Raw genomic sequence first — 26,142 nt, 5'->3', positions numbered from 1 at the left:
GCTGTGGAACCCCCCGCGCCCCGCCCGGCTGCCGCCCCGCGCCGCGCGCCCGCCGATGGCGTGACCGTGCAGGCTGGCGACACGGCAGGCCGCCTCGCCAACGCCTACCGCCCTGCGGGCGTGTCGCTCGACCAGATGCTGGTGGCCATGATGCGCGCCAACCCGGACGCCTTCATCGGCGGCAACGTCAACCGCCTCAAGGCCGGTGCCGTGCTGCAGATGCCCAGCGAGAGCGCCGCGCAGGCCACGCCCGCGCCCGAGGCCCGCCAGATCCTGGCGGCACAAGCGCGCGACTTCAACGACTTCCGCCGCAAGCTCGCGGGCGCCGCGCCCAGCACCCCCGTGGCCGCTGCCGAACGGTCGGCGTCCGGAGCGGTGCAGGCCCGCGTCGATGACAAGAGGCCCTCCACCGCAGCGCCCGACAAGCTCACCCTGTCCAAAGGCTCCGTCACCGGCCAGAAAGCGGCCGAGGACCAGGTTGCCAAGGACAAGCAGGCTGGCGAGGCCGCCACGCGCATGGCCGAGCTGTCCAAGAACATCACTGACCTGAACAAGCTCAGTGCAGCCTCGGCTGCGGCGGGCAGTTCGGCACCTGCGGCAGCAGCATCCGCCGCGAGCGCCCCGACCGGCGTTGCCGTGGAAGCACCCGCCGTCGCCGCCATGCCCACTGCGCCGCAAGCGCCTGCCTCGGCGGTCTCCGCCACCGCAGATGCGCCCGCACCCGCCGAAGCAGCTTCGGCACCCGCATCGGCGCCTGCCTCGGCACCCGTCCGCGCGCCCGCGCCGCCGCCAGCTCCCGTCAAGGAACCGGGCTTCCTGGATGGCCTGATGGACGACCCCGTGCTGCCCCTGGCCGGTGGCGGCCTGCTGGCCTTGCTGCTCGGCTACGGCGCCTACCGCGTGGTGCAGCGCCGCCGCCAGGGCGCTGGCGTGGACAGCTCCTTCCTCGAAAGCCGCATCCAGCCCGACTCGTTCTTCGGCGCCAGCGGCGGCCAGCGCATCGACACGGCCAACAGCGAGATGACCACGGGCTCGTCCATGGCCTACTCGCCCAGCCAGCTCGATGCCGGCGGCGACGTGGACCCGGTGGCCGAGGCCGACGTGTACCTGGCCTATGGCCGTGACCTGCAGGCCGAGGAAATCCTCAAGGAAGCCGTGCGCCACAACCCCGCGCGCGTATCCGTACACGTGAAGCTGGCCGAGATCTACGCCAAGCGCCAGGACCGCAAGTCCTTCGAGGCTGTGGCGGGCGACGTGTTCAGGCTCACGCAGGGTGAAGGCCCGGACTGGAACCGCATCGCCGACCTGGGCCGCGACCTGGATCCCGAAAACCGCCTGTACCAGCCCGGCGGTCGCCCCGGCATGGGCGAGGACGAATCGCCCTCGCTGCCCCCGGGCGGCTTCCCCAGCACCTTTGCAGGCGCTGCCGCAGCCGGTGCAGCTGCCGCCACGGCGGCAATGCCGCCCGATCTCGATCTGGACCTCGACCTGGATCTGCCGGACGATGCCCTGACCGAAGCGCCCGCAGCGCCTGGCGGCTTCGCGCTTGCAGCAGCGGCGGCTGCTGACAGCACGCACACGCACAGCAGCGACTTGAACGAAAACCAAGCGCTGCGCCCTTCGCTGGATTTGCCCGACCTGCCTGAGCCCGCCGTACACCGCCCTGCGCCACCCCCGCCCGCTGCCAGCCTGGAATTCCCCAGCGCGAGCGATCTCAGCATGGCCCCCTCCGGTCCCATGCCGATCAGCGCCAACACCCCGGAACCCGGCCCGCTCGAATTCGACCTGGGCGACCTTTCGCTGGACCTCAACGCGCCTTCCAAGCCCATGGCCGCTCCAGTGGCCGTGGCTGAGGTGCCCGCCCCCGCTGCCACCGGCGATGACGGCGCCTCCGCAGCCCAGGACGACCCTCTGGCCACCAAGCTGGCTCTGGCCGAGGAGTTCAACGCCATCGGCGATACGGATGGTGCGCGCACGCTGATCGAAGAAGTGGTGGCCGAGTCCAGCGGCGCGCTCAAGACCCGCGCCCAGCGCATGCTGGCCGAACTGGGCTGATGCGGCGCACCCTGCAGGCAGCCATTTCCACCCCGCCCCAGGCCACCCCATGACGCGGGTGGCGCTGGGTGTCAGCTACAGCGGCCAGGGCTACAACGGCTGGCAGAGCCAGCCCTCGGGCAATACCATTCAAGACAAGCTCGAAGCGGCCCTGAGCCGCTTTGCTGCGCAGCCCGTCCATACGCTGTGCGCGGGCCGCACCGATGCGGGCGTGCATGGGCTGATGCAGGTGGTTCACTTCGACACGCCGCTGAACCGCACGCCTTCGTCCTGGGTGCGCGGCACCAACACCTTCCTGCCGACCGACATTGCCGTGCAATGGGCGCGGCCCGTGCCGGACGGTTTTCATGCCCGCGCCAGCGCCGTGGCCCGGCGGTACGCCTACGTGCTGCTTCAGTCGCCCGTGCGGCCCAGCGTCGATGCCGGGCGCGTGGGCTGGGTGTTCCAGCCGCTGGATCATGGCGCCATGCAGCAGGCGGCAGACCACTTGCTGGGCGAGCACGACTTCACCTCGTTCCGCGCCTCGGCCTGCCAGGCGCATACACCCGTCAAGACCCTGCACCGCATCACCATCACCCGGCGCGGCGCGGATGCCGTTGCGCAGGCGCCCTGCTACTGGCGCTTCGAGTTCGAGGCCAATGCCTTTTTGCACCACATGATCCGCAACATCATGGGCTGCCTGATCGCCGTGGGCCAGGGCAGCCGCCCGCCCGCGTGGATGGCGCAGGTGCTCGCGGCCAGGTCGCGCGATGCAGCAGCGCCCACGTTCTCGCCGGACGGTCTGTACTTTCTGGGCCCGGTGTATGACGCGGCCTGGGGCCTGCCCGACCGCACGCCTGCCTATGATTGGCTTCCATGAACCATGCCGTCCGCACCCGCATCAAGATTTGCGGGCTGACCCGTGAAGAAGACGTAGATGCCGCAGTCGCCGCCGGGGCCGACGCCATCGGCTTCGTGCTCTACGCCAAAAGCCCCCGCGCCGTGACGCCCGAGCGGGCGGCGCAACTGGCCCGGCGGCTGCCGCCGTTCGTCACGCCCGTGCTGCTGTTCGTGAATCCAACCGCTACCGAAGTTATAGCTGCTTGTGCTTTACTGGCGGGCGCTACAGTGCAATTTCATGGTGAAGAATCTCCACAGGACTGCCTGGCCGCCACGGGCCATGGCGCGCGCCCCTACCTGCGGGCTGCGCGCATTCCCCTGGGCGACGGTGCCGCGCAGTTCGACCTCGTAAAATACGCCCACGATTACTCTCACGCCCAGGCCATCCTGCTCGACGCGCACGTCGAAGGCTATGGCGGCGGCGGCAAGGCATTCAATTGGTCACTCCTTCCACCAAGCGTAGCCTCTCACCTCGTTTTGTCTGGTGGACTCACGCCTGCAAACGTGACCGATGGCATTTTGCAAGTCCGCCCGCGAGGTCTTTCGCTGGCGGTTGACGTGAGTTCCGGCGTCGAGGCCGACGGCCCTGATGGAAAACCCATCAAGGGCATCAAGGACGCCGCAAAGATCCAACGCTTCGTCGCCGCCGTGCGCGCGGCCGATGCATTACTTGCAAAGAACCCCACCCATGACTTCCTATCAGCAACCTGATGCCTCGGGCCACTTCGGCCCCTATGGCGGCAGCTTCGTCAGCGAGACGCTGACCCACGCCATCAACGAACTGCGCGACGCCTATGCGCGCTACCAGCACGACCCAGAGTTCCTGGCCGAGTTCGAGTACGAACTGGCGCACTTCGTGGGTCGCCCCTCGCCCGTCTATCACGCGGCGCGCACCAGCCGCGAGTTGGGTGGCGCGCAGATCTACCTGAAGCGCGAAGACCTCAACCACACCGGCGCGCACAAGATCAACAACGTGATCGGCCAGGCCATGCTGGCGCGCCGCATGCGCAAGCCCCGCGTCATTGCCGAGACGGGCGCGGGCCAGCACGGCGTGGCAACGGCCACCATCTGCGCGCGCTACGGGCTGGAATGCGTGGTCTATATGGGCAGCGAGGACGTGAAGCGCCAGAGCCCCAACGTCTATCGCATGAAGCTGCTGGGCGCCACCGTGGTGCCCGTCGAATCCGGCAGCAAGACGCTGAAAGACGCACTCAACGAGGCCATGCGCGACTGGGTGGCGAACGTGGACAACACCTTCTACATCATCGGCACCGTGGCGGGCCCGCACCCCTACCCCATGATGGTGCGCGACTTCCAGAGCGTGATCGGCAAGGAGGCCATCGCGCAGATGCCCGCCATTCTGGCCGCGCAGAACATCGCGGCCCAGCAGCCCGATGCCGTGATCGCCTGCGTGGGCGGCGGCAGCAACGCCATGGGCATCTTCCACCCCTACATCCCCTTCGCGAAGACGCGCCTGATCGGCGTGGAAGCCGCAGGCGAGGGGCTGGACAGCGGCAAGCACTCCGCCAGCCTGCAGCGCGGCAGCAGCGGCGTGCTGCACGGCAACCGCACCTTCATCCTGCAGGACGAAAACGGCCAGATCACCGAAACGCACAGCATCAGCGCGGGGCTGGACTACCCCGGCGTCGGCCCCGAGCACGCCTGGCTGCAAGACATTGGCCGCGCCGAATACGTGGGCATCACTGACAAGGAAGCGCTGGCCGCCTTCCACCACCTCTGCCGCACCGAGGGCATCATCCCCGCGCTCGAATCCAGCCACGCCTTTGCGCACGCACTCAAGCTCGCGCCCACGATGCGGCCCGACCAGGCGATCCTGGTCAACCTGTCGGGCCGGGGCGACAAGGACATTGGCACCGTGGCCGACCTGTCAGGCGAAGACTTTTACGACCGGCCTTCCATGCGCGGCCTGACCGTGAAGGGCGCAGCAGAAGGGGCCAAGCCATGAGCCGCATCGCCACCACCTTTGAACAACTCAAGGCCCAGGGCCGCAAGGCGCTGATCCCCTACGTCACCGCAGGCTTTCCGTTCGCCGACATCACGCCCGCGCTGATGCACGGCATGGTGGACGCCGGGGCCGACGTGATCGAGCTGGGCGTGCCGTTTTCCGACCCCATGGCCGACGGCCCCGTGATCCAGAAGGCGGGCGAGAAAGCCCTGGCCCTGGGCATCGGCATGGCCGAGGTGCTGGGCCACGTGCGCGACTTCCGCCAGCGCAACACCACCACGCCCGTGGTGCTGATGGGCTACGCCAACCCCGTGGAGCGCTACGACCAGATCCACGGCGCGGATGCCTTCGTGCGCGATGCGGCAGCCGCTGGCGTCGATGGCGTGCTCATCGTGGACTACCCGCCCGAGGAATGCGAGCAGTTCGCCGCCAACCTGCGCGCCAACGGCATGGACCTGATCTTCCTGCTGGCCCCCACCAGCACGGATGAGCGCATGGCCCAGGTGGCGCGCATCGCCAGCGGCTACGTCTATTACGTGTCGCTCAAGGGCGTGACCGGCTCCGGCGCGCTCGACACCAGCGCGGTCGAGCAAATGCTCCCCCGCATCCGCCAGCACGTCCACATCCCCGTGGGCGTGGGCTTTGGCATCCGCGACGCGGCCACGGCCCAGGCCATCGGCAAGGTGGCCGACGCCGTGGTCATCGGCAGCCGCATCATCCAGTTGATCGAAGACCAGGAGCACGCCAAGGTCGTGCCCGTCACCATCGACTTCCTGCGCGGCATCCGCAAGGCGCTGGACACGCAGCCCGCCGCATAATTCGGCAATTCCGAAGGAGAAAGCACACCATGTCCTGGCTCGAAAAACTGCTGCCCGCCAAAATCCAGCAAACCGACCCCACCGAGCGCCGCCAGGTGCCCGAGGGCCTGTGGATCAAGTGCCCGAGCTGCGAAACCGTGCTCTACAAGACCGACCTGGAGCACAACCAGAACGTCTGCCCCCACTGCAGCCACCACCACCGCATCGGTGCGCGCGCGCGGCTCAACGCCTTTCTGGACGCCGAAGGCCGCTACGAGATCGGCCAGGAAGTGCTGCCGGTCGATGCCCTCAAGTTCAAGGACAGCCGCAAGTACCCCGAGCGCCTGAAAGAAGCGCTGGAAGCCACCGGCGAGACCGATGCCCTCATCGTCATGGGCGGCGCGGTCAAGAGCATCAACGTGGTGGCCGCCTGCTTCGAGTTCGACTTCATGGGCGGCAGCATGGGCAGCGTGGTGGGCGAGCGCTTCGTGCGCGGCGTCGAGACGGCGATCGAGCAAAAGGTGCCGTTCATCTGCTTCACCGCCACCGGCGGCGCGCGCATGCAAGAGGGCCTGCTGTCGCTGATGCAGATGGCCAAGACCAACGCCGCCCTCACCCGCCTGGCGAAGAAGGGCCTGCCCTACGTCAGCGTGCTGACCGACCCCACCATGGGCGGCGTGAGCGCGGGCTTCGCCTTCGTGGGCGACATCGTGATCGCCGAGCCCAAGGCCCTGATCGGCTTCGCGGGCCCGCGCGTGATCGAATCCACCGTGCGCGTCACGCTGCCCGAGGGCTTCCAGCGCGCCGAGTTCCTGCAGACCAAGGGCGCCGTGGACTTGATCTGCGACCGGCGCGAACTGCGCGACACCGTGGCCAGCAGCCTGGCGATGCTGCAGCGGCTGCCTGCCGATGCGGTGATGTAACTCACTTTTTGATAGCTGCTAGCGCTTACCCCATAAGCGCTAGCGGCCAATTTGACTGATATTTTCAGATCAGCGCATCACACCCGCCTGCAGGTGCCCCAGCACGATCATCGCCACCTGCAGCAGCACCAACACCACCAGCGGCGACAGGTCGATGCCGCCCATCAGCGGAATGACGCGGCGAAACGGCCGCAGTAACGGTTCGCACAGCCGCGCGACCACGCTCGACAACGGCGACCGCGCCTGCACCCACGACAGGACGGCATGGACGATCAGCAGCCCCATCAGCCCCGACACGGCCACCCGTGCCAGCCCGAACAGGGCCAGCCACGGCAGCCAGGCCCAGGCGGCGCCCGCGCCCAGCAGCAATAGCAGCAACACGTACTGCACCAGCTGCAGCAGCACGGCGGCGGCAAGGCTCGATGCGTCCCAGCGCCCCGTGGGCGGAATCACCCGGCGCAGCGGCATCACCAGCCAGTCCGTCAGCGCGAAGACCAGGCCGCCGACCGGGTTGGCGAACGGGATGCGCTGCCACTGCATGTACAGCCGCAAAAGGCATGCCCCCGCGAGCAGGCCACCGACGACATCGAGCAGGAAAGAGGCGATCTGGAAAAACATGGCTGGGCAAAAAGCAGGCTGCGTCGTGGGATGATAGCGAGCCAAGGGATTACCCCATTCATGACGCAGCCCCTCACCCTGTCATCGCTCCCCCTGTTTCCCCTGAACTCCGTGCTGTTCCCGGGCGGCGTGCTGGCGCTGCGCGTGTTCGAGGTGCGCTACCTCGACATGGTGCGCAAATGCCGGCAGGCGGGCGCGCCGTTCGGCGTGGTGTCCCTGATCCAAGGCAGCGAAGTGCGCCAGGCCGGCGCCCCCGAGGAGCAGTTCAGCGACGTGGGCACGCTGGCCGTCATCGAACAGATGGAGACGCCCCAGCCCGGGCTGGTCACGCTGCGGTGCTGCGGCAGCCAGCGCTTTCGCATCACACGGCACAGCCACCTGCCGCATGGCCTTTGGATTGCCGACGTGGATCACATCAGCCCCGACCTGCCCGTGCCCGTGCCCCAGGATCTCCAGCAAGCTGCCAACGCGCTCGCCCAGGTGCTGCACACGCTGCAGCAGCGCGACCCGGATGCCGCCAGCGCCATCGCGCCCACGGCCGCGCAACTGAACGACTGCGGCTGGGTTGCCAACCGCTGGTGCGAATTGCTGCCCGTGCCCCTGGGGCTCAAGCAGCAGCTGATGGAGCTGGACAACCCGCTGCTGCGCCTGGAACTGGTGGGCGACGTGCTGGAAAAAACCGGGATCGCGCCAGCACCATGAGCCGCCGCCCAGCCATTGCCCGCATTCCATGTTGAGCCGCATCCTGGGCTGGTCGCGCGCCGCCAAGCGCCTGGTCGTGGTCGCCATGGACGTGTGCCTGGGCCTGGCCGCCATGTGGCTGGCCTTCACGCTGCGGCTGGACACGCCCCACGTGCCCGAAGGCCGCCAGTGGCTGGCCTACGCGCTGGCACCCGCGCTCGCATTCCCCATTTTCGCCAAGCTGGGGCTGTACCGCGCCATCTTCCGCTACACGGGCATCACGGCGCTGATCACCACCGGCAAGGCGGTCGCCCTCTACGGGGCGCTGCTGTTGGGCTGCCTGCTGGCCGCGCAGTGGGAAGGCGTGCCGCGCAGCGTGGGCATCTTGCAGCCCCTGCTGTTCATGCTGCTGGTGGGTGCCAGCCGCGCTTTGGGCTGGCTGGCGCTGGCGGGCCTGGGCAGCAGCAATGGCCAGGCACCGCACCGCCTGCTGATCTACGGCGCAGGCACTGCGGGCGCGCAGACGGCGGCGGGCCTGGGCAACATGCGCCAGTACCTGCTCAAGGGCTTTATCGACGACGACGCGGCCAAGGTGGGGCGCAGCATCAACGGCGTGCGCGTACACGCGCCGCAGGCGCTGCCGGACGTGGTGCGGCGCCTTGCCATCACCGACGTGCTGCTGGCCCTGCCCAGCACCACGCGCCAGCGCCGCCGCGAGATCATCGAGAGCCTGCGCGGCCTGCCCGTGCGCATCCGCACGCTGCCGGGGCTGTCGGACCTCGCCAGCGGGCGCGTGACGGTGACGGACTTCCAGAACGTCGAGATCGAAGACCTGCTGGGCCGCGAGCCCGTCGCCCCCGACCCGGGCCTGCTGGGCCGCAACCTGGCGGGTACCGTGGTCATGGTGACGGGCGCGGGCGGCAGCATCGGCAGCGAGCTGTGCCGCCAGATCGTGGGCGAGCGGCCCCGGCGCCTGCTGCTGGTGGACCACAGCGAATACGCGCTCTACACCATCCACCACGAGCTGCAGGCGCTGGATACCTCGTGCGAGCTGGTGCCGCTGCTCGCCAGCGTGACGCACGAGGCGCGCATGGCCGACATCTGCCGCCAGCACCGGCCCGCGTCCATCTACCACGCCGCCGCCTACAAGCACGTGCCCATGGTCGAAGCCAACGCGGGCGAAGGCATCCTGAACAACGTCTTCGGCACGCTCGCCCTGGTGCGCGTGGCGCTGGACTGCGGCGCCCGCCATTTCGTGCTGGTCTCCACCGACAAGGCCGTGCGCCCTACCAACGTCATGGGCGCGAGCAAGCGCGTGGCAGAGATGGTGCTGCAGGCCATCGCCGCGTCGCCCACCGCCCCGTTCGGCGGCGGCGCAAGCCCCTGGCAATGCCCGCTGCGCCTGTCCATGGTGCGCTTCGGCAACGTGCTGGGCTCCAGCGGCAGCGTGATCCCGCTGTTCCGCCAGCAGATCGCGGCGGGCGGGCCGGTCACCGTCACGCACCCCGCCGTCACGCGCTACTTCATGACCATTGCCGAGGCCGCCCAGTTGGTGCTGCAGGCCGGGGCCATGGCCGAAGGCGGCGATTTGTTTTTGCTGGACATGGGCGAGCCGGTACGCATCCTGGAACTGGCCCAGCGCATGGTGGCGCTGTCGGGCCTGTCGGTGCGCGACGAACATCACCCCGAAGGCGACATCGCCATCGTCTTCACCGGCCTGCGCCCCGGCGAAAAGCTCTACGAGGAGCTGCTGATCGGCGACAACCCCTTGCCCACAGCCCACCCACGCATCCTGCGCGCGCGCGAGGAATACCGCCCCTGGGCAGAGCTGCAAGCATCGCTCCGGGCCCTTCGGCAAGCTGCCCAAGACGGCGACCATGCCGCCATGGCACACCTGCTGCGCCAACTGGTGCCCGGCTACCGGCCCGAGGCCGCCGCCGCGCCATGAAGCCCGGGCTGCTGCGCGCCACGCTGACGCTGCTGACCGGCAGCGTGGCGGCCCACGCCATTCCGCTGCTGCTGGGGCCAGCCCTCACGCGCCTGTACAGCCCGGGCGACTTCGGGCAGTTCGCGCTGCTGTGGGCGGTGTCCGCCAACATCGCCGTGGTGGGCTGCGCGCGCTATGAATTCGCCCTGCCGCTGGAAGCCGAGGAACCCCGCGCCGCGCTGCTGATGGCCCTGTGCGCGCGCGTGCTGCTCGCCGTGACCGTGGCCTCGGCGGCAGCGGCCCTGGTGCTGCACATGGGGCACGGCTGGCCGCTGGCCTTGACGCTGCCGCTGGCCGTGCTGGGCACCGCCGCCACGCAATGGCTGACGCTGTGGGCCACGCGGTCGCAGCACTTCGCGCGCCTGTCCCTGGCGCGGCTGGTGCAGCAAGGCGGCGGCGCGCTGCTGCAACTGCTGCTGGGGTTCATCAAGGCTGGGCCGCTGGGCCTGGTGCTGGGCGCTACCGCCGCCAGCCTGGGCGCGGCATGGCTGCTGGCCCGGCCCGCACCGCATGGCGGCTGGGCGGGGCTGTGGCAGCAACCGATGGCGGGGCTGCGCGGCATGGCCCGGCGGCACCGCGACTTTCCGCTGCTCAACACTCCGCACGCCTTTCTGGGCGCGCTGCAAGACACACTCACGCTCATCGTTATTGCAGCGTGGACGGGCGACACCTCCGCCGGGTTCTGGGCGCTGGGGCTGCGCTACCTGAAGGCCCCGGCCACCCTGGTCGGCGGCGCGTTGTCGCAAGCGCTGTATCCGCGCCTTCTGCAAGCCCCAACACCCACAGAAGCCCGCGCGCTGGTGCGCCGCGCCATGCTGGCGCTGGCCGCGCTCGCGGGCCCACTGGCCGCCGTGCTGCTGCTGTGGGGGCCGGGCATCTTCACGCTGGCCTTTGGCGCGCAGTGGGCCGATGCGGGGGCGCTGGCGCGCACCATCGCGCCCTACATCGCGCTGCATTTCATCGCCTCGCCCCTGGCCGTCGTCACCATGGCCTGGGGCGCGCAAGCCTGGGCGCTGCGCCTGGCGCTGGCCGGGCAATGCCTGTTCTTCGCGGGCCTGCTGGCGGGGCTTCATGGGGGCGGGCTGACGGGCGCGGGCTGGGGCGTATCGGCCAGCATGGCGGCGTACTTCGCCTACTATTTCTGGGCCTTGGCGAACTGGAAGGACATGCCCCATGAGAGCCGTGCTTAACCGTTGGCGCCGCCGCCTCTGGCACGCGCTGTTCTACCGCATGGTGTTTGGCGAATGTGACCGCCAGGGCCGCCCGCTGCCGCACACCCGCATAGCGCCCAGCACCTGCATCGAGGGCGAGGCGGGGCTGGACCTGGCCGACCACGTGTTCATCGGGCAGTTCAACTTCATCGACGCCACGGCGGGGCTGCACATTGGCGAGGGCGTGCAGATCACCAACTTTGTCAGCATCGTCACGCACAGCTCGCACCGCTCCATCCGCCTGCTGGGCCGCAGCTATGCGGGCCACGAAGGCCCCAAGCCCGGCTACGTCAGTGGCCCGGTCAGCATCGGCCCCTACAGCTTCATCGGCCCGCACAGCTTGATCGAGGCAGGCACCCGCATTGGCAAGGGCGTGGTGGTGTGCGCCCATGCACAGGTGCGCGGCGAGGTGCCGGACTTCGCCATCATGGCCGGCGTACACGCGCGCCAGATTGGCGACGTGCGCGAGAAGGATGCGCGCCTGCTCGCCCAGCACCCCGAGCTGCGCCCGCACTACGAGGCATGGGCCAACGCCGCATGACGACCGCAAAGCACCTGTGCCTGCTGGGCGACGCCACCAGCCCCCACGTGCAGCGCTGGGCGCGGGAGATGCGCCAGCGCGGCTGGCGCGTGTCGCTGGTCACCGCCCGGCCCGCGCCCGTGGACGGCGTGGACGTGCGGGCCTTGCGGCCCGTGCGCCGCTCCCTGGATTGGCTGCTGCGCGTGCGCGAGGCCCGCCGCCACGTGGCCAACCTGTCGCCCGACATCGTGCATGCCCACTACGTCACGTCCTATGGCTACCTGGCGGCGCGCTGCGGCCAGCGCCCCCTGGTGATGACCGCCTGGGGCAGCGACCTGCTGGTCACGCCACACCGAAGCCCTGCACTGCGCTGGCTGACGGGGTACACGCTGCGCCGTGCCGACCTCATCACCGGCGACTCCGCCAGCCTGGTGGATGCCGCCCAAAGCTACCGCCCCGCCTGCCCGGTCGAGGAAATCCATTGGGGCGTGGACCTGCAGCGCTTCCAGCCCACGCCCTGGAGCCAGAAACCCGGCCTGCAACTCGTCAGCCTGCGCGCCTGGGAGCCCAACTACCACATCGACACCATCGTCGAAGCCTTCGCGCTGCTGCGCGCAAGGCTGCCTGCCGATGCGCCCCTGCGCCTGCACTTGCTGGGCGGCGGCAGCCTGGAACCCGCCCTGCGCGCCCAGGTGCAGCGCAGCGGCCTGCAGGGCTGCGTGCTGCTGCATGGCCGCCTGGACGACGCAGGCATGGCCCGCGTGCTGGGCGAGAGCCGCGTCTCCATCTCGGTGCCCGGCAGCGACGCCACGTCCGTCGCCGTGCTGGAGAGCATGGCCTGCGGCCTGCCCGTGGTCGCCACGCGCCTGCAAGCCAATGCGCATTGGCTGGATGCGCAATGGCTCGTAGAACCCCGCAATGCCGGGGCGCTGGCCGACCAACTGCAAAAGCTGCTCACCAACGACGCCCTGGCGCAAGCCACAGGCGAACGCAACGCCGCCCGTATCGCCCGCGACGGCGACCGCGCCGTGCAGATGGACCGCATGCACGCGCTCTACCAAAGCCTGCTGAACCGATGACAACCCCACTCCTCAGCGTCATCGTGCCCTGCCGCAACGAGCGCGGCCACATCGACGCCTTTTGCGAATCGGTGCTGCAACAGCAACTGCCCGAAGGCTGGCGCATGGAAGTGCTGATTGCCGACGGCGAAAGCGACGACGGCACGCGCGAGCTGCTGGCGCTGCGCTGCGCTGCCGACCCGCGCTTTGTGCTGGTACACAACCCGGGGCGCATCGTCTCCACCGGGCTGAATGCTTGCATCGCACGGGCGCAGGGCAGCGTGATTGCGCGGCTGGACGTACACAGCCGCTTTGCGCCGGACTACCTGGCGCAGTGCATCGCGGCGCTGGAACGCACAGGCGCGGACAACGTGGGCGGCCCCTGGGTGGCGCAGGGCCACGGCCCCACGGGGCGGGCGATTGCGGCGGCGTTTCAGTGCCGCTGGGTGGTGGGCGGCGCGCGCTCGCGGGACACGGATTACGAAGGTGATGTGGACACCGTCTATCTGGGCTGCTGGCGGCGTGCCGTGTTCGACCAGCACGGCCTGTTCGACGAAAGCCTGGTGCGCAACCAGGACGATGAGCACAACCTGCGCCTGCGCCTGGGCGGCGGGCGCATCTGGCAGAGCCGCCTGATCCGCTCTACCTACCAGCCCCGCGATTCGCTCAGGCACCTGTTCCACCAGCAGCGGCAGTACGGCTACTGGCGGCCCTTCGTGGTGCGCAAGCATGGGCAGCCGGGTTCGGTGCGCCAATTGATTCCTATGATTTTCATAGCTGCTTGTGCTTTACTGGCGGGCGCTACACCCGTTTTTCATGCTCCATTTTTTGTACTGATGGCAGCCTATGCGCTGTACCTGCTGGGGGCCAGCGCGGCAGCCGCGAAGGCGGCGCGCGACTGGCGGCTGCTGCCACGCCTGCCTGCGGTGATCGCGGCCTTTCACCTGGGCTACGGCCTGGGCACCTGGCGCGGCCTGTGGGACATGGCCCGTGCGCGCAAGCCCTCGTCCGACGTGGTGCGGATCACCCGATGAGCGCGCACGAACCCAACGCCGTGAAGGCCCGCTACGCCCGCCGTGATGCGGCGGCGGACGCAGCCCGCTACAGCCTGTACACCAACGCCGCCGCCCTGCAGGCACAGCAGGAGCGCCTGCGCGCCATGGCCGCCCTGTGGCGCGGCCACGGATGGCAGGGCCTGGCGGGCAGGAACATGCTCGAAGTGGGCTGCGGCAGCGGCGGCAACCTGCAGGACCTGGTGCGCCTGGGGGCCACGCCGCAGTGCCTGACAGGCATCGAGCTGCTGCCCGACCGCGCCGACGCCGCGCGCGCATCAACGCCCGGCGGCGTGCGCATCCTGCAAGGCGACGCCGCCACCGCGCCCGTGCCGCCCGCCAGCCAGCAGGCGGTGCTGGCATTCACGCTGTTCAGCTCGCTGCTGGATGAAGACTTCCGCCGGCAGTTGGCGCAAACCCTGTGGCAGTGGGTGGCACCGGGCGGCGGCGTGCTCATCTACGATTTCGTGGTACACAACCCCCGCAACCCCGACGTACAGGGCCGCCCGCTGGGCGAGCTGCGCACGCTGTTCCCCGAGGCGCGCATGCACTCGCGGCGGCTGACGCTCGCGCCGCCCATTGCGCGCAGGCTGCCCGCTGCGCTGATCGGCCCGGCGTCCAACCTCTTGTATTTCTTACGCACCCACCGCCTGACCTGGGCCGTCAAACCATCATGAAGATCACCGTCATCGGCACCGGCTACGTGGGCCTCGTCACCGGGGCCTGCCTTTCGGAAATGGGCAACCACGTCGTCTGCGTGGACAAGGACGCCGCCCGCATCGCCGCGCTGCGCCAGGGGCGCATACCGATCCACGAACCGGGCCTGTCCGACATCGTGGCCCGCAACGCCCAGGCGGGGCGGCTCGCGTTCACCACCGACATGGCGCAGGCCGTGGCGCATGGGCTGGTGCAGATAATTGCTGTCGGCACCCCGGCGGGCGAGGACGGCGCCGCCGACGTGCGCCACGTGCTGGACGCCGCGCAGGCCATCGCGCAGCACATGGCGGACTACAAGCTCATCGTGACCAAGAGCACGGTGCCCGTGGGCACGGCGGACAGGGTGCGCGCGGCGGTGGACGCAGTGCTGGCCGGGCGCAACGTTCAGGTGCCCTACGCCATCGCATCCAACCCCGAGTTCCTGAAAGAAGGCTGCGCCGTGCAGGACTTCATGCGGCCCGACCGCGTGATCGTCGGCACCGACGACCCCGACGCCGCGCACCGCCTGCACACGCTGTACGCGCCCTTCATGCGCAACCGCGACCGCCTCGTCACCATGGACATCCGCAGCGCCGAATTCACCAAGTACGCCGCCAACGCCATGCTGGCAACGCGCATCAGCTTCATGAACGAGCTGGCGCTGCTGGCCGAAACCCTGGGGGCCGACATCGAACAGGTGCGCACCGGCATGGGCGGCGACCCGCGCATCGGCACGCACTTCCTGTACGCTGGCGCGGGCTACGGCGGCTCGTGCTTTCCCAAGGACGTGAGCGCCCTGGTGCGCACCGCCGCCGACTGCGGCCACGACCTGCAATTGCTCAAAAGCGTGCAGGCCGTCAACGAGCGGCAAAAGGGCGTGCTGGCGCGCAAGGTCGTGCAGCGCTTTGGCCCCGACCTGCGCGGCCTGCGGTTCGCGCTGTGGGGCCTGGCCTTCAAGCCCGGCACGGACGACATGCGCGAAGCGCCCAGCCTCAGCGTCATCGACCAACTGCTCCAGCGCGGCGCGGAGATTTGCGCCTACGACCCCGTCGCCATGCCGCAGGCGCGCATCGCTTTGGGCGAGCAGCCTGGGCTGACGTACGCGGACAGCGCCCATGGCGCGCTGGACGGCGCTGCGGCCCTGGTCATCGTGACGGAGTGGAAGGAGTTCCGCAGCCCCGATTTCAGCCGCCTGGCCGCCGCCATGCGCCCGCCCGTCATCTTTGACGGGCGCAACCTGTTCGAGCCTGCCGACATGCAGGCGTTGGGGGTGGAATACCACCCCATCGGAAGACCTGGAAGACCGGGAAGACCATGACCTTTCTGCCCTTTGCCCGCCCCGACATTGGCGAGGCCGAAATCGCCGCCGTCACCCAGGCCCTGCGCTCGGGCTGGGTCACCACCGGCCCGCAAACCCGCGCGTTCGAGCAGGCATTCAGCACCTACCTGGGCGGCGGGCTGGAGAGCATTGCCGTCAACTCCGCCACGGCGGGCCTGCACCTGGCGCTGGAGGCCCTGGGCATCGGCCCCGGCGACGAGGTGATCGCCCCCACGCTGACCTTCACCGCTACGGTGGAAGTGGTGCGCTACCTGGGCGCCGACCCGGTGCTGGTGGACGTGGACCCGGTCACGCTCAACATAGCCCCCGACAGAATCCGCGCCGCCATCACGCCCCGCACAAAAGCCATCATGCCCGTCCACTACGGCGGGCTGGCCTGCGACATAGACGCCATCCTGTCCATCGCCCGCGAGCACGGCCTGAAAGTGGTGGAAGACGCCGCCCACGCCCTGCCCACCACCTGGCGCGGCACGCTGGTGGGCCGCTTGCCGTCCGACGTGACGGTGTTCAGCTTCTACGCCAACAAGACCATCACCACCGGCGAGGGCGGCATGGCCGTCACGCGCGACCCAGCGTTGGCCCAGCGCATGCGCACCATGCGGCTGCACGGCATGAACCGCGACGCCTTCGACCGCTTCACGTCCAAGACGCCCGCGTGGTACTACGAGGTCATCGCCCCCGGCTTCAAGTACAACATGACGGACGTGGCCGCCGCCATGGGCATCGAGCAACTGGCCCGCCTGCCCGGCTTCGTGCAGCGCCGCCAGCAGCTCGCGGCGCGCTACCACGCGGAACTGGCCGCCCTGCCCCTCACACTGCCCGCCGCCGCGCCCGAGGGCGACACGCACGCCTGGCACCTGTACGTCATCCGCCTGCGCGACGAGGCCCGCGCCACGCGGGATGAGCTCATCCAGGCGCTGTCCGACCGGGGCATAGGCACCAGCGTCCACTACGTGCCGCTGCACCGCCACCCCTACTGGCGCGACCGCTACGGCCTCACCCCCGAGATGTTCCCGCACGCGGACGCGGCCTACCAGCGCATGGTGAGCATTCCGCTATTCACGGCGATGAGCGACGACGACCAGGGCCGCGTGATCGCCGCGCTGCACGAGGTGCTGGGTTGATGGCCCAACGGCTTTTTGACCTTGCTTTCTCCGCCCTGGCGCTGCTGCTGCTCGCGCCCGTGCTGCTGGCCGTGGCGCTGTGGGTGGCGTGCGACTCGCCCGGCCCGGTGCTATTCCGCCAGCAGCGCGTGGGCCGCCACGGCAAGCCGTTTTGCATCTACAAATTCCGCACCATGCGCGCTGCGCCAGGCGGCCCCGCCATCACCGTGGGCGACGACGCCCGCATCACCCGCGCGGGCCGCTGGCTGCGGCGCACCAAGGCCGACGAGCTGCCGCAGTTCTTCAACGTGCTGCGCGGCGACATGAGCGTGGTCGGCCCCCGGCCCGAGGTGCCGCGCTACGTGGCCCTGTACCCCGAAGCCCTGCGCGACGTGGTGCTGAGCGTGCGCCCCGGCATCACCGACCCGGCCTCGCTGGCCTTTCGCCATGAAAGCGCCATCCTGGGCCAAAGCCGCGACCCCGAGCAGACCTACGTGCAGGACATCCTGCCCGCCAAGCTGCGCCACTCGGCCGACTACGTGCGCACGCGCAGCCTGCGGGGCGACCTGATCATCATCGCCCGCACGATGGCCACGCTCATAAAATAGTGGGCTTGGCCGAACCGGCCCCTTCCCTGCTTTCCTGTTGCCCACGGCACCGCCCATGTCAGACCACCAATCCATCCCCGCCCCCCAAGACGACAACCAGCTCATCGCCGAGCGCCGCGACAAACTGCGCGCCCTGCGCGAAGCGCAGGCCCAGGGCGGCGGCGTTGCCTTCCCCAACAACTTCAAGCCCACGCACCACGCCGCTGCGCTGCACCAGGCGCATGCCGACACCACCCCCGAGGCGCTGGAAGCCCAGCCCGTCGAGGTCAGCGTGGCGGGCCGCATGATGCTCAAGCGCGTCATGGGCAAGGCCAGCTTCGCCACCCTTCAGGATGGCTCGCTGGGCGACGTGGGCGGTCGCATCCAGCTCTACGTCACGCGCGACGCGCTGGGCGACGATCTGTACGCCGCCTTCAAGCACTGGGACCTGGGCGACATCCTGGGCGCCACGGGCACGCTGATGAAGACCAAGACCGGCGAGCTGACCGTCAAGGTGGCCAGCCTGCGCCTGCTCACCAAGAGCCTGCGCCCCATGCCCGACAAGTTCCACGGCGTGGCCGACCAGGAAGTGAAGTACCGCCAGCGCTATGTCGATCTGATGACCGACGAGGCCGCGCGCCGCCGCTTCGTGGCGCGCAGCAAGGCCGTGAGCGGCATCCGCGCCTTCATGGTGGAGCACGGCTTTCTGGAAGTGGAGACGCCCATGCTCCACCCCATTCCCGGCGGGGCGAACGCCAAGCCCTTCGTCACCCACCACAACGCGCTGGAGCAGGAGATGTTCCTGCGCATCGCGCCCGAGCTGTACTTGAAGCGCCTGGTGGTCGGCGGCTTCGAGCGCGTGTTCGAGATCAACCGCAACTTCCGCAACGAAGGCATCTCGGTGCGCCACAACCCCGAGTTCACCATGATGGAGTTCTACGCGGCCTACTGGAACTACCGCGACCTGATGGACTTCACCGAGGCCCTGGTGCGCGACGCCGCGCAAAAGGCCGTGGGCACGCTGCAGCTCACCTACGGCGGCCGCGCGGTGGACCTGTCCCAGCCCTTCCAGCGCCTGACCATCCGCGAGGCGATCTTTGCGCACACCGAGGCGGGCGCGCATGTCGATGACGCGGCCTGGCTCATCAGCGCCCTGAAGAAGCTGGGCATGACCGAGGAGAAAGACCGCCTGTCCCAGCGCAGCCTGGCCAGCCTGCAGGTGCTGTACTTTGAAGAAACGGTGGAAGACAAGCTCTGGCAGCCCACCTTCATCATGGAGCACCCGACCGAAATCAGCCCCCTGGCGCGCGCCAACGACGCCCGCCCCGAGGTGACCGAGCGCTTCGAGCTGTACATCACGGGCCGCGAATTCGGCAACGGTTTCAGCGAGCTGAACGACGCCGAGGACCAGGCCGCCCGCTTCCAGGCCCAGGTGGCGGCCAAGGACAGCGGCGACGACGAGGCCATGTTCTTCGACCACGACTTCGTGCGCGCGCTGGAATACGGCATGCCTCCCACCGGCGGCTGCGGCATCGGCATCGACCGGCTGATGATGCTGCTGACCGACAGCCCCAGCATCCGCGACGTGATCCTGTTCCCGGCGCTGCGCCGCGAGGGCTGATGCGCGGCCTGCAAAGCCACCTGCCCGACTGGGCGCGCGACTGGCTCGACGTGATCGTGCCCCTGGCGCAGATCGCGCTCATCGTGCTGGCGGCGCTGCTGCTGCAGCGCATGGTGCTGCGCCTGATCCGCCGCGCCAGCAGCCACTACCAGTTTCCGCAGGAGCTGCTGCTGCCCATCAACGCGGTGGTGCGCTGGCTCATCGTGGGCAGTGCGGGCCTGTTGGTGCTGGAGCGCCTGGGCGTGTCCGCCACCGTGCTCTGGACGGCTTTCACCAGCTTCGCCACCGTGGGCGCGGTGGCGTTCTTCGCGGCGTGGAGCGTGCTGTCCAACCTGTTCTGCGCGTTCCTGATCTTCACCGTGGGGCCGTTCCGCGTGGGCGACCACATCGAGCTGCTGGACACGGCGGAAAAGCCCGGCGCCCTGGGCCGCGTGCTCGACATCAACCTGCTCTACACCACGCTCGAAGACACCACCGCGCCCGAGCCCGGCACGCTGCTGCAGATACCCAACGCGCTGATCTTCCAGCGCGTGGTGCGGCGCTGGCGGGCGGGGGTGCCGGTGCCGGAGGCCAAGCTGCATCCCAGGCCGGTTGCGCAGCCCGCCGCCACCGAGCCAACGCCTGCGCCCAAGGCGCCGAGCTTTCCCTGAACCTCTCTCAATCCCCCAGGCACACCCCAATGTCCCGCGCCGTCACGACGAGTTCGTGATCCACCGGCACCGTGCGCTGCGTGTTCGCCACGTCGGCGATCGCCACGCTGCCGATGGCGCCGCCTTGCAGCGTGACCATGCGGCCAAAGTCGCCGTCGATCACCATGCGCGCCGCGTGGTGGCCGAAGCGGGTGGCGAGCACGCGGTCGAAGGGCGTGGGGTCGCCGCCGCGCTGAACGTGGCCGAGCACGGTGGCGCGCACCTCGCTTTGCAGATGCGGCTGCAGACGTTCGCGCAGCACGTGGGCGACGCCCCCTAAGCGCACCGGGTCGGGGCTGTGTACCACGCGCTCGCGCACCGTCTGGCTGCCGCCGCGCTCCTTGGCGCCCTCGCCGATGCAGATGATGGTGTAGCGCTGGCGCTGCTCGCGCGCGCGGCAGCGGTCGATGACGGCCTGCAGGTCGTAGTCGATCTCGGGCAGCAGGATCACGTCCGCCGCGCTGGCGATGCCGGCCTCCAGCGCCAGCCAGCCCGCGTGGCGGCCCATGGTCTCGACGATCATCACGCGGTGGTGGCTGTAGGCCGTGCTCTCCACCCGGCGCAATGCGTCGGTGGCGGTGGCCACCGCCGTGTCGAAGCCGAAGCTGCGCTCGCAGTGCGCAATGTCGTTGTCGATGGTCTTGGGCACGCCCACGCATTGCAGGCCCACGGCGCGCAGGCCGTGGGCGATGGACATGGTGCCGTCGCCGCCGATCGCCACCACCACGTCGAGCCCCAGCGCCAGCACGTTGCGGCCCACCTGGGCCAGCGTGGCATCGTCTTTCAAGGGGTTGCCCCTGTTGCTGGTGCCGAGGATGGTGCCGCCGACGTGCAGGATGCCCGAGACCTGCTCCCAGCCCAGGGCTCGCGTGCGGGGCAATTCGCCCATCAGGCCCTCGAAGCCGTCTGCAATGCCAATGACCTCGCAGCGCCCGTGCTGGATGAGCGACTTGGTGACGGCGCGGATCACCGCGTTGAGGCCGGGGCAGTCGCCGCCGCCTGTCAAAACGCCTACGCGCATGGTCACGGCAGTTCTCCAAAGGGCTATGTGTTGCCAACGCCACCTGAAACCGGCGCGGCCCAGGCCAGCGGACGCCGTGGAGCTGGCTTTGCCAGGCCACTGGCGTCGTCCCCCTTCCCGCGCGCAGCGCGAGAGAAGGGGGAAGCGGCGCAGCCGCTCAGGGGGTTGTCCTCGCACTTCATGGCAGCAAATCGAGGGCGTGCATGTAGGCAGGCTGCACCATCAGGTCGTCCCAGGGCTGAGGCAGCGTCTCGGGCAGCAGGGCGCGGCGGCGGGCCTCGCTGTTCTGGCTGGGCTGCCAGCGGCGTTTGTCTTGGGCTTCGCTCAGGCCGTCCAGCAGTTCATCGACAGCCCTGCCCTCGCCCACGCTCTGGTTGCACAGCAGTACCAGGTCGCAACCCGCATTGAGCGCCTGCACAGCCGCGTCGGTGTAGCTGACCACCTGGCCGTCGATGCGCCGCGCGCCTTCCATGCTCAGGTCATCGCTGAAGATGGCCCCGTCGAAGCGCAGCCGCCCGCGCAGGATGTCTTGCAGCCACTTGGCCGAGAAGCCCGCCGGGCGCTTGTCCACCCGGGGGTAGATGACGTGCGCGGGCATGACGCTGGTGAGCACGGTGGAGAGCCACGGGTACGGCGCGGCGTCGTCGGCCAGGATGGCCTTGAGGCCGCGCTTGTCCACGGGCACTTCGGTGTGCGAATCGGCCCGGACGTTGCCGTGGCCGGGGAAGTGCTTGCCGCAGTTCGCCATGCCCGCCTGCAGCAGCCCCTGCATGAGCGCGCGCGCCAGCATGGCGACCACGCGCGGGTCGCGGTGGAAGGCGCGGTCGCCGATGACGCCGCTCTCGCCCCAGTCGAGGTCGAGCACGGGGGTGAAGGAGAAGTCCACGCCGCAGGCGCGCAGTTCGCTGCCCAGCACGTAGCCCACAGCCGTGGCCGCGTCCATGGCGCGCAGGACATCCTTTGCCCACAGCTCGCCCAGGGCGCGCATGGGCGGGAGGTGCGTGAACCCGTCGGTGCGAAAGCGCTGCACGCGGCCGCCTTCGTGGTCCACGCAGATCAGCAGGTCGTCACGCACGGCCTTGATGGCGGCGGTGAGTTCCAGCAGTTGCGCGCGGTTGTCCCAGTTGCGCGCGAACAGGATCATGCCGCCCACGAGCGGGTGCGCGAGGCGGCGGCGGTCGGCGGCGGTGAGCTGGGTGCCTGCCACGTCGATGATGAGGGGGGCGTGTTCCGTCATGTCCAATTGCTCATGTTTTGATAGCTTCTTGTGCTTGCTGGATAAGCACTGGAGGCCGATTTGGCTTTAAATTCTCTCCACCACGCAGAAGCTGGCCGCGTAGTCGGTTTCGTCGGTCACCGTGATGTGGCAGCGCAGGCCGCGCGCGTCGAACCAGTCCTGGAGCGCGCCATGCAGCACGATGGCGGGCTGGCCGCTGGCCAGGTTGACGACCTCGCAGGCGTGCCAGGTCATGGGCATGCGCAGTCCCAGGCCGATGGCCTTGCTGAACGATTCCTTGGCCGAAAACCGCGTGGCGAGGTAGCGCACGCCGCGTTCGGGCCAGCGGGCGCTGCGCGCGCGCCAGGTGGCCAGTTCGCCGTCGCACAGCACCTTCGCGGCAAAGCGGTCGCCGTGCCGCGCCAGGCTCTCGCGGATGCGGCGCACGTCACAGATGTCGGTGCCTATGCCGTAGATCACGCCAGGCCCTGGTCTATGCACTGCTGGTAGGCGCGCACGGTGGCGGCGTAGCCCAGCTCCAGCGCGTCGGCGACGAAGGCGTGGCCGATGGAGACTTCGAGCAGGCCCGGCACGCGCGCGACGAAAGCCGCCAGGTTGTCGCGGTTCAGGTCGTGGCCCGCGTTCACGCCCAGGCCCGCATCCAGCGCGGCCTGCGCGGCGGCGGCGTATTGCTGCAACTGGCGCTCCTGGCCGGGCGTGGCCCAGGCGGCGGCGTAGGGCTCGGTGTACAGCTCCACACGGTCGGCGCCCACGGCACGCGCGGCGGCCATTTGCCCGGGCACGGCGTCCATGAACAGGCTCACGCGCACGCCCAGCGCCTTGCACTCTGCGATCAGGGGGCGCAGGCGCTCGGCATCCTGCGGAAAGCTCCAGCCGTGGTCGCTGGTGAACTGGTCTTCGCCGTCGGGCACGAAGGTGGCCTGATCGGGCCGCACCTCGCGGATGAAGTCCATGAGGTTCTGCGTGGGGTTGCCCTCGATGTTGAATTCGCGGCCCGGCCAGGCTTTCAGGAGCGCGGCGAGGTCGTACACGTCCTGCGCGCGGATGTGGCGCGCGTCGGGCCGGGGGTGGACGGTGATGCCCTGCGCGCCCGCCTCCAGGCACAGCTGCGCGGCGCGGGTGACCGACGGGATGCCCAGGTGGCGCGTGTTGCGCACCAGGGCGACCTTGTTGACGTTGACGGACAGGGCGGTGCGGCGGGCGGCGGTCATAGGGCTTGCAGGTCGATCATGAGCTGGCGGGTGCGCAGCAGGGGGCTGCCGCAATGGTATTGCAGCAGGGCGCGCAGCTGCGGCTTGAGTTCCGCCGCCACGGGCGCCACGGCGCGCAGCAGCGCGGTGTAGGCGGTGCCTGCCTCCTGCGCCTGCTGCAGCGCGCCCCATTGCGCGCCGCTGAGGCTGGCGCGGTCGGCGTCGGTGGCCGCGCGCAGGCCGCCTTCGGCCACGAGGGTGTAGCGCGCCTGCGCGGCCAGCGCGCCGAGCGTGGCGGTCTCCAGGTCGAGCGCGGGCAGCAGGCCCACCTCGCGCAGCAGCAGCAGCTCGAAGGCGCGCAGCACGGGTTCCAGCGCGTCGCCATGCTCGCTGGCCAGCACGCGCGCCACGCCCGCGTAGGCGTCGAACAGGGCGGCGTGCGGGTCGGCGCGCGCCAGCAGGCGCAGCAGCAGTTCGTTCAAGTACAGGCCCGACAGCAGCGCGTCGCCCGTAGGCATCACGTGGCCGCCCACCCATTCCGCGCCTTTCAGGGGGTGGATGTCGGCCTCGCCGTCGCCCGCCACGGTGAAGGCCAGGCGCAGCGGCTGCAGGGGCAGCAGCACGGGGCGGAAGTTGGAGCTGGGCTTTTTCGCGCCCTTGGCGACCAGCGCCACGCGGCCCTGGTGGCGGGTGAAGGCTTCGAGGATGAGGCTGGATTCGCTCCAGTCGTAGCTGTGCAGGATGAAGGCGGGTTCGTCGGTGACGCGGCGCGCGGCCATGTTTTGCTACTGTTTCAATAGCTGCAGACGCTTTCCAGATAAGCGCTGGCGGCCAATTTCATTCATAACCGAAGCTGCGCACGCGCGCCTCGTCGTCGGCCCAGCCAGAGCGCACCTTGACCCAGATTTCGAGGAACACCTTGGCGTCCATGAGCTTCTCCAGCTCCTGCCGCGCCTCGGTGCTGATGCGCTTGAGGCGTTCGCCCTTCTCGCCGATGACCATGGCCTTGTGGCCGTCGCGCTCGACCACGATGGTCGCGGCGATGCGGAGGAAGCGCTTGTACTGCTTGCTCTTTTCCTCGTCGAACTTGTCGATGACCACCGTCGATGTGTAGGGCAGCTCGTCGCCCGTGAAGCGAAACAGCTTTTCGCGCACGGTCTCGCTGGCCAGAAACTTCTCGCTGCGGTCGGTCAGCTCGTCCTCGGCGTACCACCAGGCTTGCTCGGGCAGGTACTTTTCGCAGATGCCGTACAGGCGCTCGATGTCGCCCTTGTTCTTGGCCGACATGGGCACGAACTCGGCGAACGGGTGGCGCTGCTGCATGTCGCGCAGCCAGGGCGCGATCTCGGCGCGGCGGTGTACGGTGTCGAGCTTGTTGGCGATGAGCAGCGTGGGGATGCCGGGCTTGAACAGGCTCAGCACCTTGGCGTCCGCCAGCGTGAAGCTGCCCGCCTCGACCACGAACAGGATCAGATCCACGTCGCCGATGGCGCCCATCACCGTCTTGTTGAGCGACTTATTTAAAGCCGTGCTGTGCCGCGTCTGGAAGCCCGGGGTGTCCACGAAGACGAACTGCGTCGCGCCCAGCGTGCGGATGCCGGTGATGCGGTGGCGCGTGGTCTGCGCCTTGCGGCTGGTGATGCTGATCTTCTGCCCGACGAGCGCGTTCATCAGCGTGGACTTGCCCACGTTGGGCTTGCCAACGATGGCGATCAGGCCGCAGCGCTGTCCTTCCACGGGCGCACCGGCAGGGCGGGCTGCGGCCAGCATGGATTCAAGGTCATTTTGGCCTGTAGCGCTTGCTGCATCTGCACTATCAGCTACATTTTTAGTAGCATTTTCATTCATGGCTTCTTCGCTTTCAGTGTGGCCAGCATGGCCGCCGCCGCCGCCTGCTCGCCCGCGCGGCGCGATCCGCCGATGCCGCGCTCGGTCAGGCCCAGCTCGGGGATGTCGCACTCCACGTCGAAGGTCTGGCGGTGCGCCGCGCCCACCGTGGCCACCACGCGGTACTGCGGCAGTTTCATTCTGCGGCCCTGCAGCCACTCCTGCAACGCGGTCTTGGCGTCCTTGGACGCGGCCTGCATCTGCGGGTTGATCTCCACGCCGTCAAACAAACGGTGTACCAGGGCCTCGGCGCTGGCGTAGCCCGCGTCCAGATAGACGGCGCCGATCAGGGCTTCGAGCGCATCGGCCAGGATGGAGGGGCGCTGCTGCCCGCCGGACTTGGATTCGCCCTCGCCCAGGCGCAGCACCTCGGGCAGCTTCAGGCCCAGCGCGAGCTGGTGCAGGGTGTCCTGCTTGACGAGGTTGGCCCGCACGCGCGAGAGGTCGCCCTCGGGCAGGTCCGCCAGCCGCCGGTACAGCAGGCTGGCAACCGCCAGGTTCAGGACGGAGTCGCCCAGGAATTCCAGCCGCTCGTTGTGGTCCGCCGAGAAGCTGCGGTGCGTGGTGGCGCGCTGGAGAAGGGAGGGGTCGGAGAACTCATGCTGCAGGCGGCGCTGCAGCGCGCAAAGACCGGGAGACAGCACCTACTTGGTCCGTCCTTCAAACCGGTAAACCAGGTAGGCCGGGCCTGCCAGCGCGATCTCGCGGGAGTATTTGTACGACACGACGACCTTCTCGCCGTTCTTGGTGACTTCGAGGTCGCTGCCCTTGATGGAGTTGATGTCGTCAATGGCCGCCGCCCGGTCGAAGGCGGCGCGCACAGCCGCCACCGAGCTTTCGTTCTTGGACTTTTCCGCAGCCTTGGCGATGGCCATGTTCTCCAGAAAAATGGGGACGGACTGCCCGCCCACGGCGAACACGGCCACAGCCAGCACGCCGATGAAAACCAGGCCGAAGAAAGACAGGCCGCGCTGGCGCGAGCGGCGGGCGGTGCGATGCATCATCTTCATGGAACTTACCCCCTT

General features: G+C 69.2%; 27 protein-coding genes. 18 read left to right on the top strand and 9 right to left on the bottom strand.

Features of this window, described 5'->3' with window-relative positions; translation table 11 throughout:
* From QM569_RS10790 to accD, 6 genes are all read left to right on the top strand, one after another.
* Positions 1 to 2,055 (top strand): FimV/HubP family polar landmark protein (locus QM569_RS10790; protein WP_414987232.1); only part of this gene is annotated, 2,055 nt, incomplete at its 5' end.
* A 49-nt stretch (positions 2,056 to 2,104) separates the two neighbouring features.
* Positions 2,105 to 2,914, top strand: a complete 810-nt coding sequence (gene truA / locus QM569_RS10785; protein WP_414987231.1) for a tRNA pseudouridine(38-40) synthase TruA — start codon at positions 2,105 to 2,107, stop codon at positions 2,912 to 2,914.
* Positions 2,911 to 3,645: a phosphoribosylanthranilate isomerase gene (locus QM569_RS10780; RefSeq protein WP_414987230.1), complete on the top strand. Its 735-nt coding sequence runs from the start codon at positions 2,911 to 2,913 to the stop codon at positions 3,643 to 3,645. Before truA ends, QM569_RS10780 begins: the two co-directional genes overlap by 4 nt.
* Positions 3,623 to 4,900, top strand: a complete 1,278-nt coding sequence (gene trpB / locus QM569_RS10775; RefSeq protein WP_414987229.1) for a tryptophan synthase subunit beta — start codon at positions 3,623 to 3,625, stop codon at positions 4,898 to 4,900. Before QM569_RS10780 ends, trpB begins: the two co-directional genes overlap by 23 nt.
* Positions 4,897 to 5,718, top strand: coding sequence for a tryptophan synthase subunit alpha (gene trpA, locus QM569_RS10770; RefSeq protein ID WP_414987228.1), 822 nt, complete (start codon positions 4,897 to 4,899; stop codon positions 5,716 to 5,718). The genes trpB and trpA overlap by 4 nt, the downstream gene beginning before the upstream one ends.
* A 29-nt stretch (positions 5,719 to 5,747) precedes the next feature.
* The gene (gene accD / locus QM569_RS10765) at positions 5,748 to 6,620 is read left to right on the top strand and encodes an acetyl-CoA carboxylase, carboxyltransferase subunit beta (protein ID WP_414987227.1); all 873 of its coding nucleotides are present in this window, start codon (positions 5,748 to 5,750) and stop codon (positions 6,618 to 6,620) included.
* Positions 6,621 to 6,689: 69 nt separating this feature from the next.
* Here the strand turns inward: accD and QM569_RS10760 are convergent, their stop codons facing one another.
* Complete coding sequence (locus QM569_RS10760) at positions 6,690 to 7,238, bottom strand: YggT family protein (RefSeq protein ID WP_414987226.1); 549 nt, start codon at positions 7,236 to 7,238, stop codon at positions 6,690 to 6,692.
* A 60-nt stretch (positions 7,239 to 7,298) separates the two neighbouring features.
* On the opposite strand from QM569_RS10760, the gene QM569_RS10755 reads away from it, so the two are divergent.
* The 12 genes from QM569_RS10755 to QM569_RS10700 are packed head-to-tail and all read left to right on the top strand — an operon-like array spanning position 7,299 to position 19,743.
* On the top strand, positions 7,299 to 7,940 hold the full coding sequence (locus QM569_RS10755) for an LON peptidase substrate-binding domain-containing protein (protein ID WP_414987225.1): 642 nt from the start codon (positions 7,299 to 7,301) through the stop codon (positions 7,938 to 7,940).
* A gap of 28 nt (positions 7,941 to 7,968) precedes the next feature.
* Positions 7,969 to 9,867 (top strand): polysaccharide biosynthesis protein, encoded by a 1,899-nt coding sequence (locus QM569_RS10750; RefSeq protein ID WP_414987224.1) that lies wholly within the window; start codon positions 7,969 to 7,971, stop codon positions 9,865 to 9,867.
* Positions 9,864 to 11,096, top strand: a complete 1,233-nt coding sequence (locus QM569_RS10745) for a lipopolysaccharide biosynthesis protein (protein WP_414987223.1) — start codon at positions 9,864 to 9,866, stop codon at positions 11,094 to 11,096. The genes QM569_RS10750 and QM569_RS10745 overlap by 4 nt, the downstream gene beginning before the upstream one ends.
* Positions 11,080 to 11,658 carry an acyltransferase gene (locus tag QM569_RS10740; protein ID WP_414987222.1) on the top strand — a complete coding sequence of 193 codons (579 nt, stop codon included), beginning with the start codon at positions 11,080 to 11,082 and terminating at the stop codon, positions 11,656 to 11,658. Before QM569_RS10745 ends, QM569_RS10740 begins: the two co-directional genes overlap by 17 nt.
* Positions 11,655 to 12,716 (top strand): glycosyltransferase, encoded by a 1,062-nt coding sequence (locus QM569_RS10735; protein ID WP_414987221.1) that lies wholly within the window; start codon positions 11,655 to 11,657, stop codon positions 12,714 to 12,716. Before QM569_RS10740 ends, QM569_RS10735 begins: the two co-directional genes overlap by 4 nt.
* The gene (locus QM569_RS10730) at positions 12,713 to 13,729 is read left to right on the top strand and encodes a glycosyltransferase family 2 protein (protein WP_414987220.1); all 1,017 of its coding nucleotides are present in this window, start codon (positions 12,713 to 12,715) and stop codon (positions 13,727 to 13,729) included. Before QM569_RS10735 ends, QM569_RS10730 begins: the two co-directional genes overlap by 4 nt.
* Positions 13,726 to 14,424 (top strand): class I SAM-dependent methyltransferase, encoded by a 699-nt coding sequence (locus QM569_RS10725; protein ID WP_414987219.1) that lies wholly within the window; start codon positions 13,726 to 13,728, stop codon positions 14,422 to 14,424. Before QM569_RS10730 ends, QM569_RS10725 begins: the two co-directional genes overlap by 4 nt.
* Complete coding sequence (locus QM569_RS10720) at positions 14,421 to 15,761, top strand: UDP-glucose dehydrogenase family protein (RefSeq protein WP_414987218.1); 1,341 nt, start codon at positions 14,421 to 14,423, stop codon at positions 15,759 to 15,761. Before QM569_RS10725 ends, QM569_RS10720 begins: the two co-directional genes overlap by 4 nt.
* Complete coding sequence (locus QM569_RS10715; RefSeq protein WP_414987217.1) at positions 15,758 to 16,906, top strand: DegT/DnrJ/EryC1/StrS family aminotransferase; 1,149 nt, start codon at positions 15,758 to 15,760, stop codon at positions 16,904 to 16,906. The genes QM569_RS10720 and QM569_RS10715 overlap by 4 nt, the downstream gene beginning before the upstream one ends.
* Complete coding sequence (locus QM569_RS10710) at positions 16,906 to 17,493, top strand: sugar transferase (protein ID WP_414987216.1); 588 nt, start codon at positions 16,906 to 16,908, stop codon at positions 17,491 to 17,493. The genes QM569_RS10715 and QM569_RS10710 overlap by 1 nt, the downstream gene beginning before the upstream one ends.
* 55 nt (positions 17,494 to 17,548) lie before the next feature.
* On the top strand, positions 17,549 to 19,093 hold the full coding sequence (lysS, locus tag QM569_RS10705) for a lysine--tRNA ligase (protein WP_414987215.1): 1,545 nt from the start codon (positions 17,549 to 17,551) through the stop codon (positions 19,091 to 19,093).
* Positions 19,093 to 19,743 (top strand): mechanosensitive ion channel family protein, encoded by a 651-nt coding sequence (locus QM569_RS10700; protein ID WP_414987214.1) that lies wholly within the window; start codon positions 19,093 to 19,095, stop codon positions 19,741 to 19,743. The genes lysS and QM569_RS10700 overlap by 1 nt, the downstream gene beginning before the upstream one ends.
* A 7-nt stretch (positions 19,744 to 19,750) precedes the next feature.
* Here QM569_RS10700 and QM569_RS10695 read toward each other — a convergent pair whose 3' ends face one another.
* From QM569_RS10695 to QM569_RS10660, 8 genes are all read right to left on the bottom strand, one after another.
* Positions 19,751 to 20,803, bottom strand: coding sequence for a 6-phosphofructokinase (locus tag QM569_RS10695; RefSeq protein WP_414987235.1), 1,053 nt, complete (start codon positions 20,801 to 20,803; stop codon positions 19,751 to 19,753).
* Positions 20,804 to 20,981: 178 nt separating this feature from the next.
* Positions 20,982 to 22,046, bottom strand: coding sequence for a beta-N-acetylhexosaminidase (gene nagZ / locus QM569_RS10690; protein ID WP_414987213.1), 1,065 nt, complete (start codon positions 22,044 to 22,046; stop codon positions 20,982 to 20,984).
* A gap of 60 nt (positions 22,047 to 22,106) precedes the next feature.
* A complete protein-coding gene (gene acpS / locus QM569_RS10685) occupies positions 22,107 to 22,499 on the bottom strand; it encodes a holo-ACP synthase (RefSeq protein ID WP_414987212.1) in 393 nt (130 codons plus the stop codon).
* Positions 22,496 to 23,251 carry a pyridoxine 5'-phosphate synthase gene (locus QM569_RS10680; RefSeq protein ID WP_414987211.1) on the bottom strand — a complete coding sequence of 252 codons (756 nt, stop codon included), beginning with the start codon at positions 23,249 to 23,251 and terminating at the stop codon, positions 22,496 to 22,498. The genes acpS and QM569_RS10680 overlap by 4 nt, the downstream gene beginning before the upstream one ends.
* Positions 23,248 to 24,009 (bottom strand): DNA repair protein RecO, encoded by a 762-nt coding sequence (gene recO, locus QM569_RS10675; protein ID WP_414987210.1) that lies wholly within the window; start codon positions 24,007 to 24,009, stop codon positions 23,248 to 23,250. Before recO ends, QM569_RS10680 begins: the two co-directional genes overlap by 4 nt.
* Before the next feature lie 58 nt (positions 24,010 to 24,067).
* The gene (era, locus tag QM569_RS10670; protein WP_414987209.1) at positions 24,068 to 25,078 is read right to left on the bottom strand and encodes a GTPase Era; all 1,011 of its coding nucleotides are present in this window, start codon (positions 25,076 to 25,078) and stop codon (positions 24,068 to 24,070) included.
* Positions 25,075 to 25,758: a ribonuclease III gene (rnc, locus tag QM569_RS10665; protein WP_414987234.1), complete on the bottom strand. Its 684-nt coding sequence runs from the start codon at positions 25,756 to 25,758 to the stop codon at positions 25,075 to 25,077. The genes era and rnc overlap by 4 nt, the downstream gene beginning before the upstream one ends.
* Positions 25,759 to 25,761: 3 nt before the next feature.
* Positions 25,762 to 26,127, bottom strand: a complete 366-nt coding sequence (locus QM569_RS10660) for a DUF4845 domain-containing protein (protein ID WP_414987208.1) — start codon at positions 26,125 to 26,127, stop codon at positions 25,762 to 25,764.
* Positions 26,128 to 26,142 lie beyond the last annotated feature (15 nt).

The organism is Acidovorax sp. (genome assembly GCF_047607405.1).
Classification (GTDB): domain Bacteria; phylum Pseudomonadota; class Gammaproteobacteria; order Burkholderiales; family Burkholderiaceae_C; genus Acidovorax.
This window is presented reverse-complemented; position numbering and strand designations above follow the sequence as displayed.

Coding starts and splice junctions, on each gene's coding strand:
- QM569_RS10740 (WP_414987222.1), top strand. CDS start 11,080: ATGAGAGCCGTGCTTAACCGTTGGCGCCGCCGCCTCTGGCACGCGCTG.
- QM569_RS10710 (WP_414987216.1), top strand. CDS start 16,906: ATGGCCCAACGGCTTTTTGACCTTGCTTTCTCCGCCCTGGCGCTGCTG.
- trpA (WP_414987228.1), top strand. CDS start 4,897: ATGAGCCGCATCGCCACCACCTTTGAACAACTCAAGGCCCAGGGCCGC.
- lysS (WP_414987215.1), top strand. CDS start 17,549: ATGTCAGACCACCAATCCATCCCCGCCCCCCAAGACGACAACCAGCTC.
- QM569_RS10680 (WP_414987211.1), bottom strand. CDS start 23,251: ATGACCGCCGCCCGCCGCACCGCCCTGTCCGTCAACGTCAACAAGGTC.
- trpB (WP_414987229.1), top strand. CDS start 3,623: ATGACTTCCTATCAGCAACCTGATGCCTCGGGCCACTTCGGCCCCTAT.
- QM569_RS10695 (WP_414987235.1), bottom strand. CDS start 20,803: ATGCGCGTAGGCGTTTTGACAGGCGGCGGCGACTGCCCCGGCCTCAAC.
- QM569_RS10780 (WP_414987230.1), top strand. CDS start 2,911: ATGAACCATGCCGTCCGCACCCGCATCAAGATTTGCGGGCTGACCCGT.
- accD (WP_414987227.1), top strand. CDS start 5,748: ATGTCCTGGCTCGAAAAACTGCTGCCCGCCAAAATCCAGCAAACCGAC.
- QM569_RS10730 (WP_414987220.1), top strand. CDS start 12,713: ATGACAACCCCACTCCTCAGCGTCATCGTGCCCTGCCGCAACGAGCGC.
- QM569_RS10735 (WP_414987221.1), top strand. CDS start 11,655: ATGACGACCGCAAAGCACCTGTGCCTGCTGGGCGACGCCACCAGCCCC.
- QM569_RS10715 (WP_414987217.1), top strand. CDS start 15,758: ATGACCTTTCTGCCCTTTGCCCGCCCCGACATTGGCGAGGCCGAAATC.
- QM569_RS10760 (WP_414987226.1), bottom strand. CDS start 7,238: ATGTTTTTCCAGATCGCCTCTTTCCTGCTCGATGTCGTCGGTGGCCTG.
- QM569_RS10660 (WP_414987208.1), bottom strand. CDS start 26,127: ATGAAGATGATGCATCGCACCGCCCGCCGCTCGCGCCAGCGCGGCCTG.
- QM569_RS10750 (WP_414987224.1), top strand. CDS start 7,969: ATGTTGAGCCGCATCCTGGGCTGGTCGCGCGCCGCCAAGCGCCTGGTC.
- era (WP_414987209.1), bottom strand. CDS start 25,078: ATGAATGAAAATGCTACTAAAAATGTAGCTGATAGTGCAGATGCAGCA.
- QM569_RS10725 (WP_414987219.1), top strand. CDS start 13,726: ATGAGCGCGCACGAACCCAACGCCGTGAAGGCCCGCTACGCCCGCCGT.
- QM569_RS10720 (WP_414987218.1), top strand. CDS start 14,421: ATGAAGATCACCGTCATCGGCACCGGCTACGTGGGCCTCGTCACCGGG.
- QM569_RS10755 (WP_414987225.1), top strand. CDS start 7,299: ATGACGCAGCCCCTCACCCTGTCATCGCTCCCCCTGTTTCCCCTGAAC.
- truA (WP_414987231.1), top strand. CDS start 2,105: ATGACGCGGGTGGCGCTGGGTGTCAGCTACAGCGGCCAGGGCTACAAC.
- recO (WP_414987210.1), bottom strand. CDS start 24,009: ATGGCCGCGCGCCGCGTCACCGACGAACCCGCCTTCATCCTGCACAGC.
- QM569_RS10745 (WP_414987223.1), top strand. CDS start 9,864: ATGAAGCCCGGGCTGCTGCGCGCCACGCTGACGCTGCTGACCGGCAGC.
- QM569_RS10700 (WP_414987214.1), top strand. CDS start 19,093: ATGCGCGGCCTGCAAAGCCACCTGCCCGACTGGGCGCGCGACTGGCTC.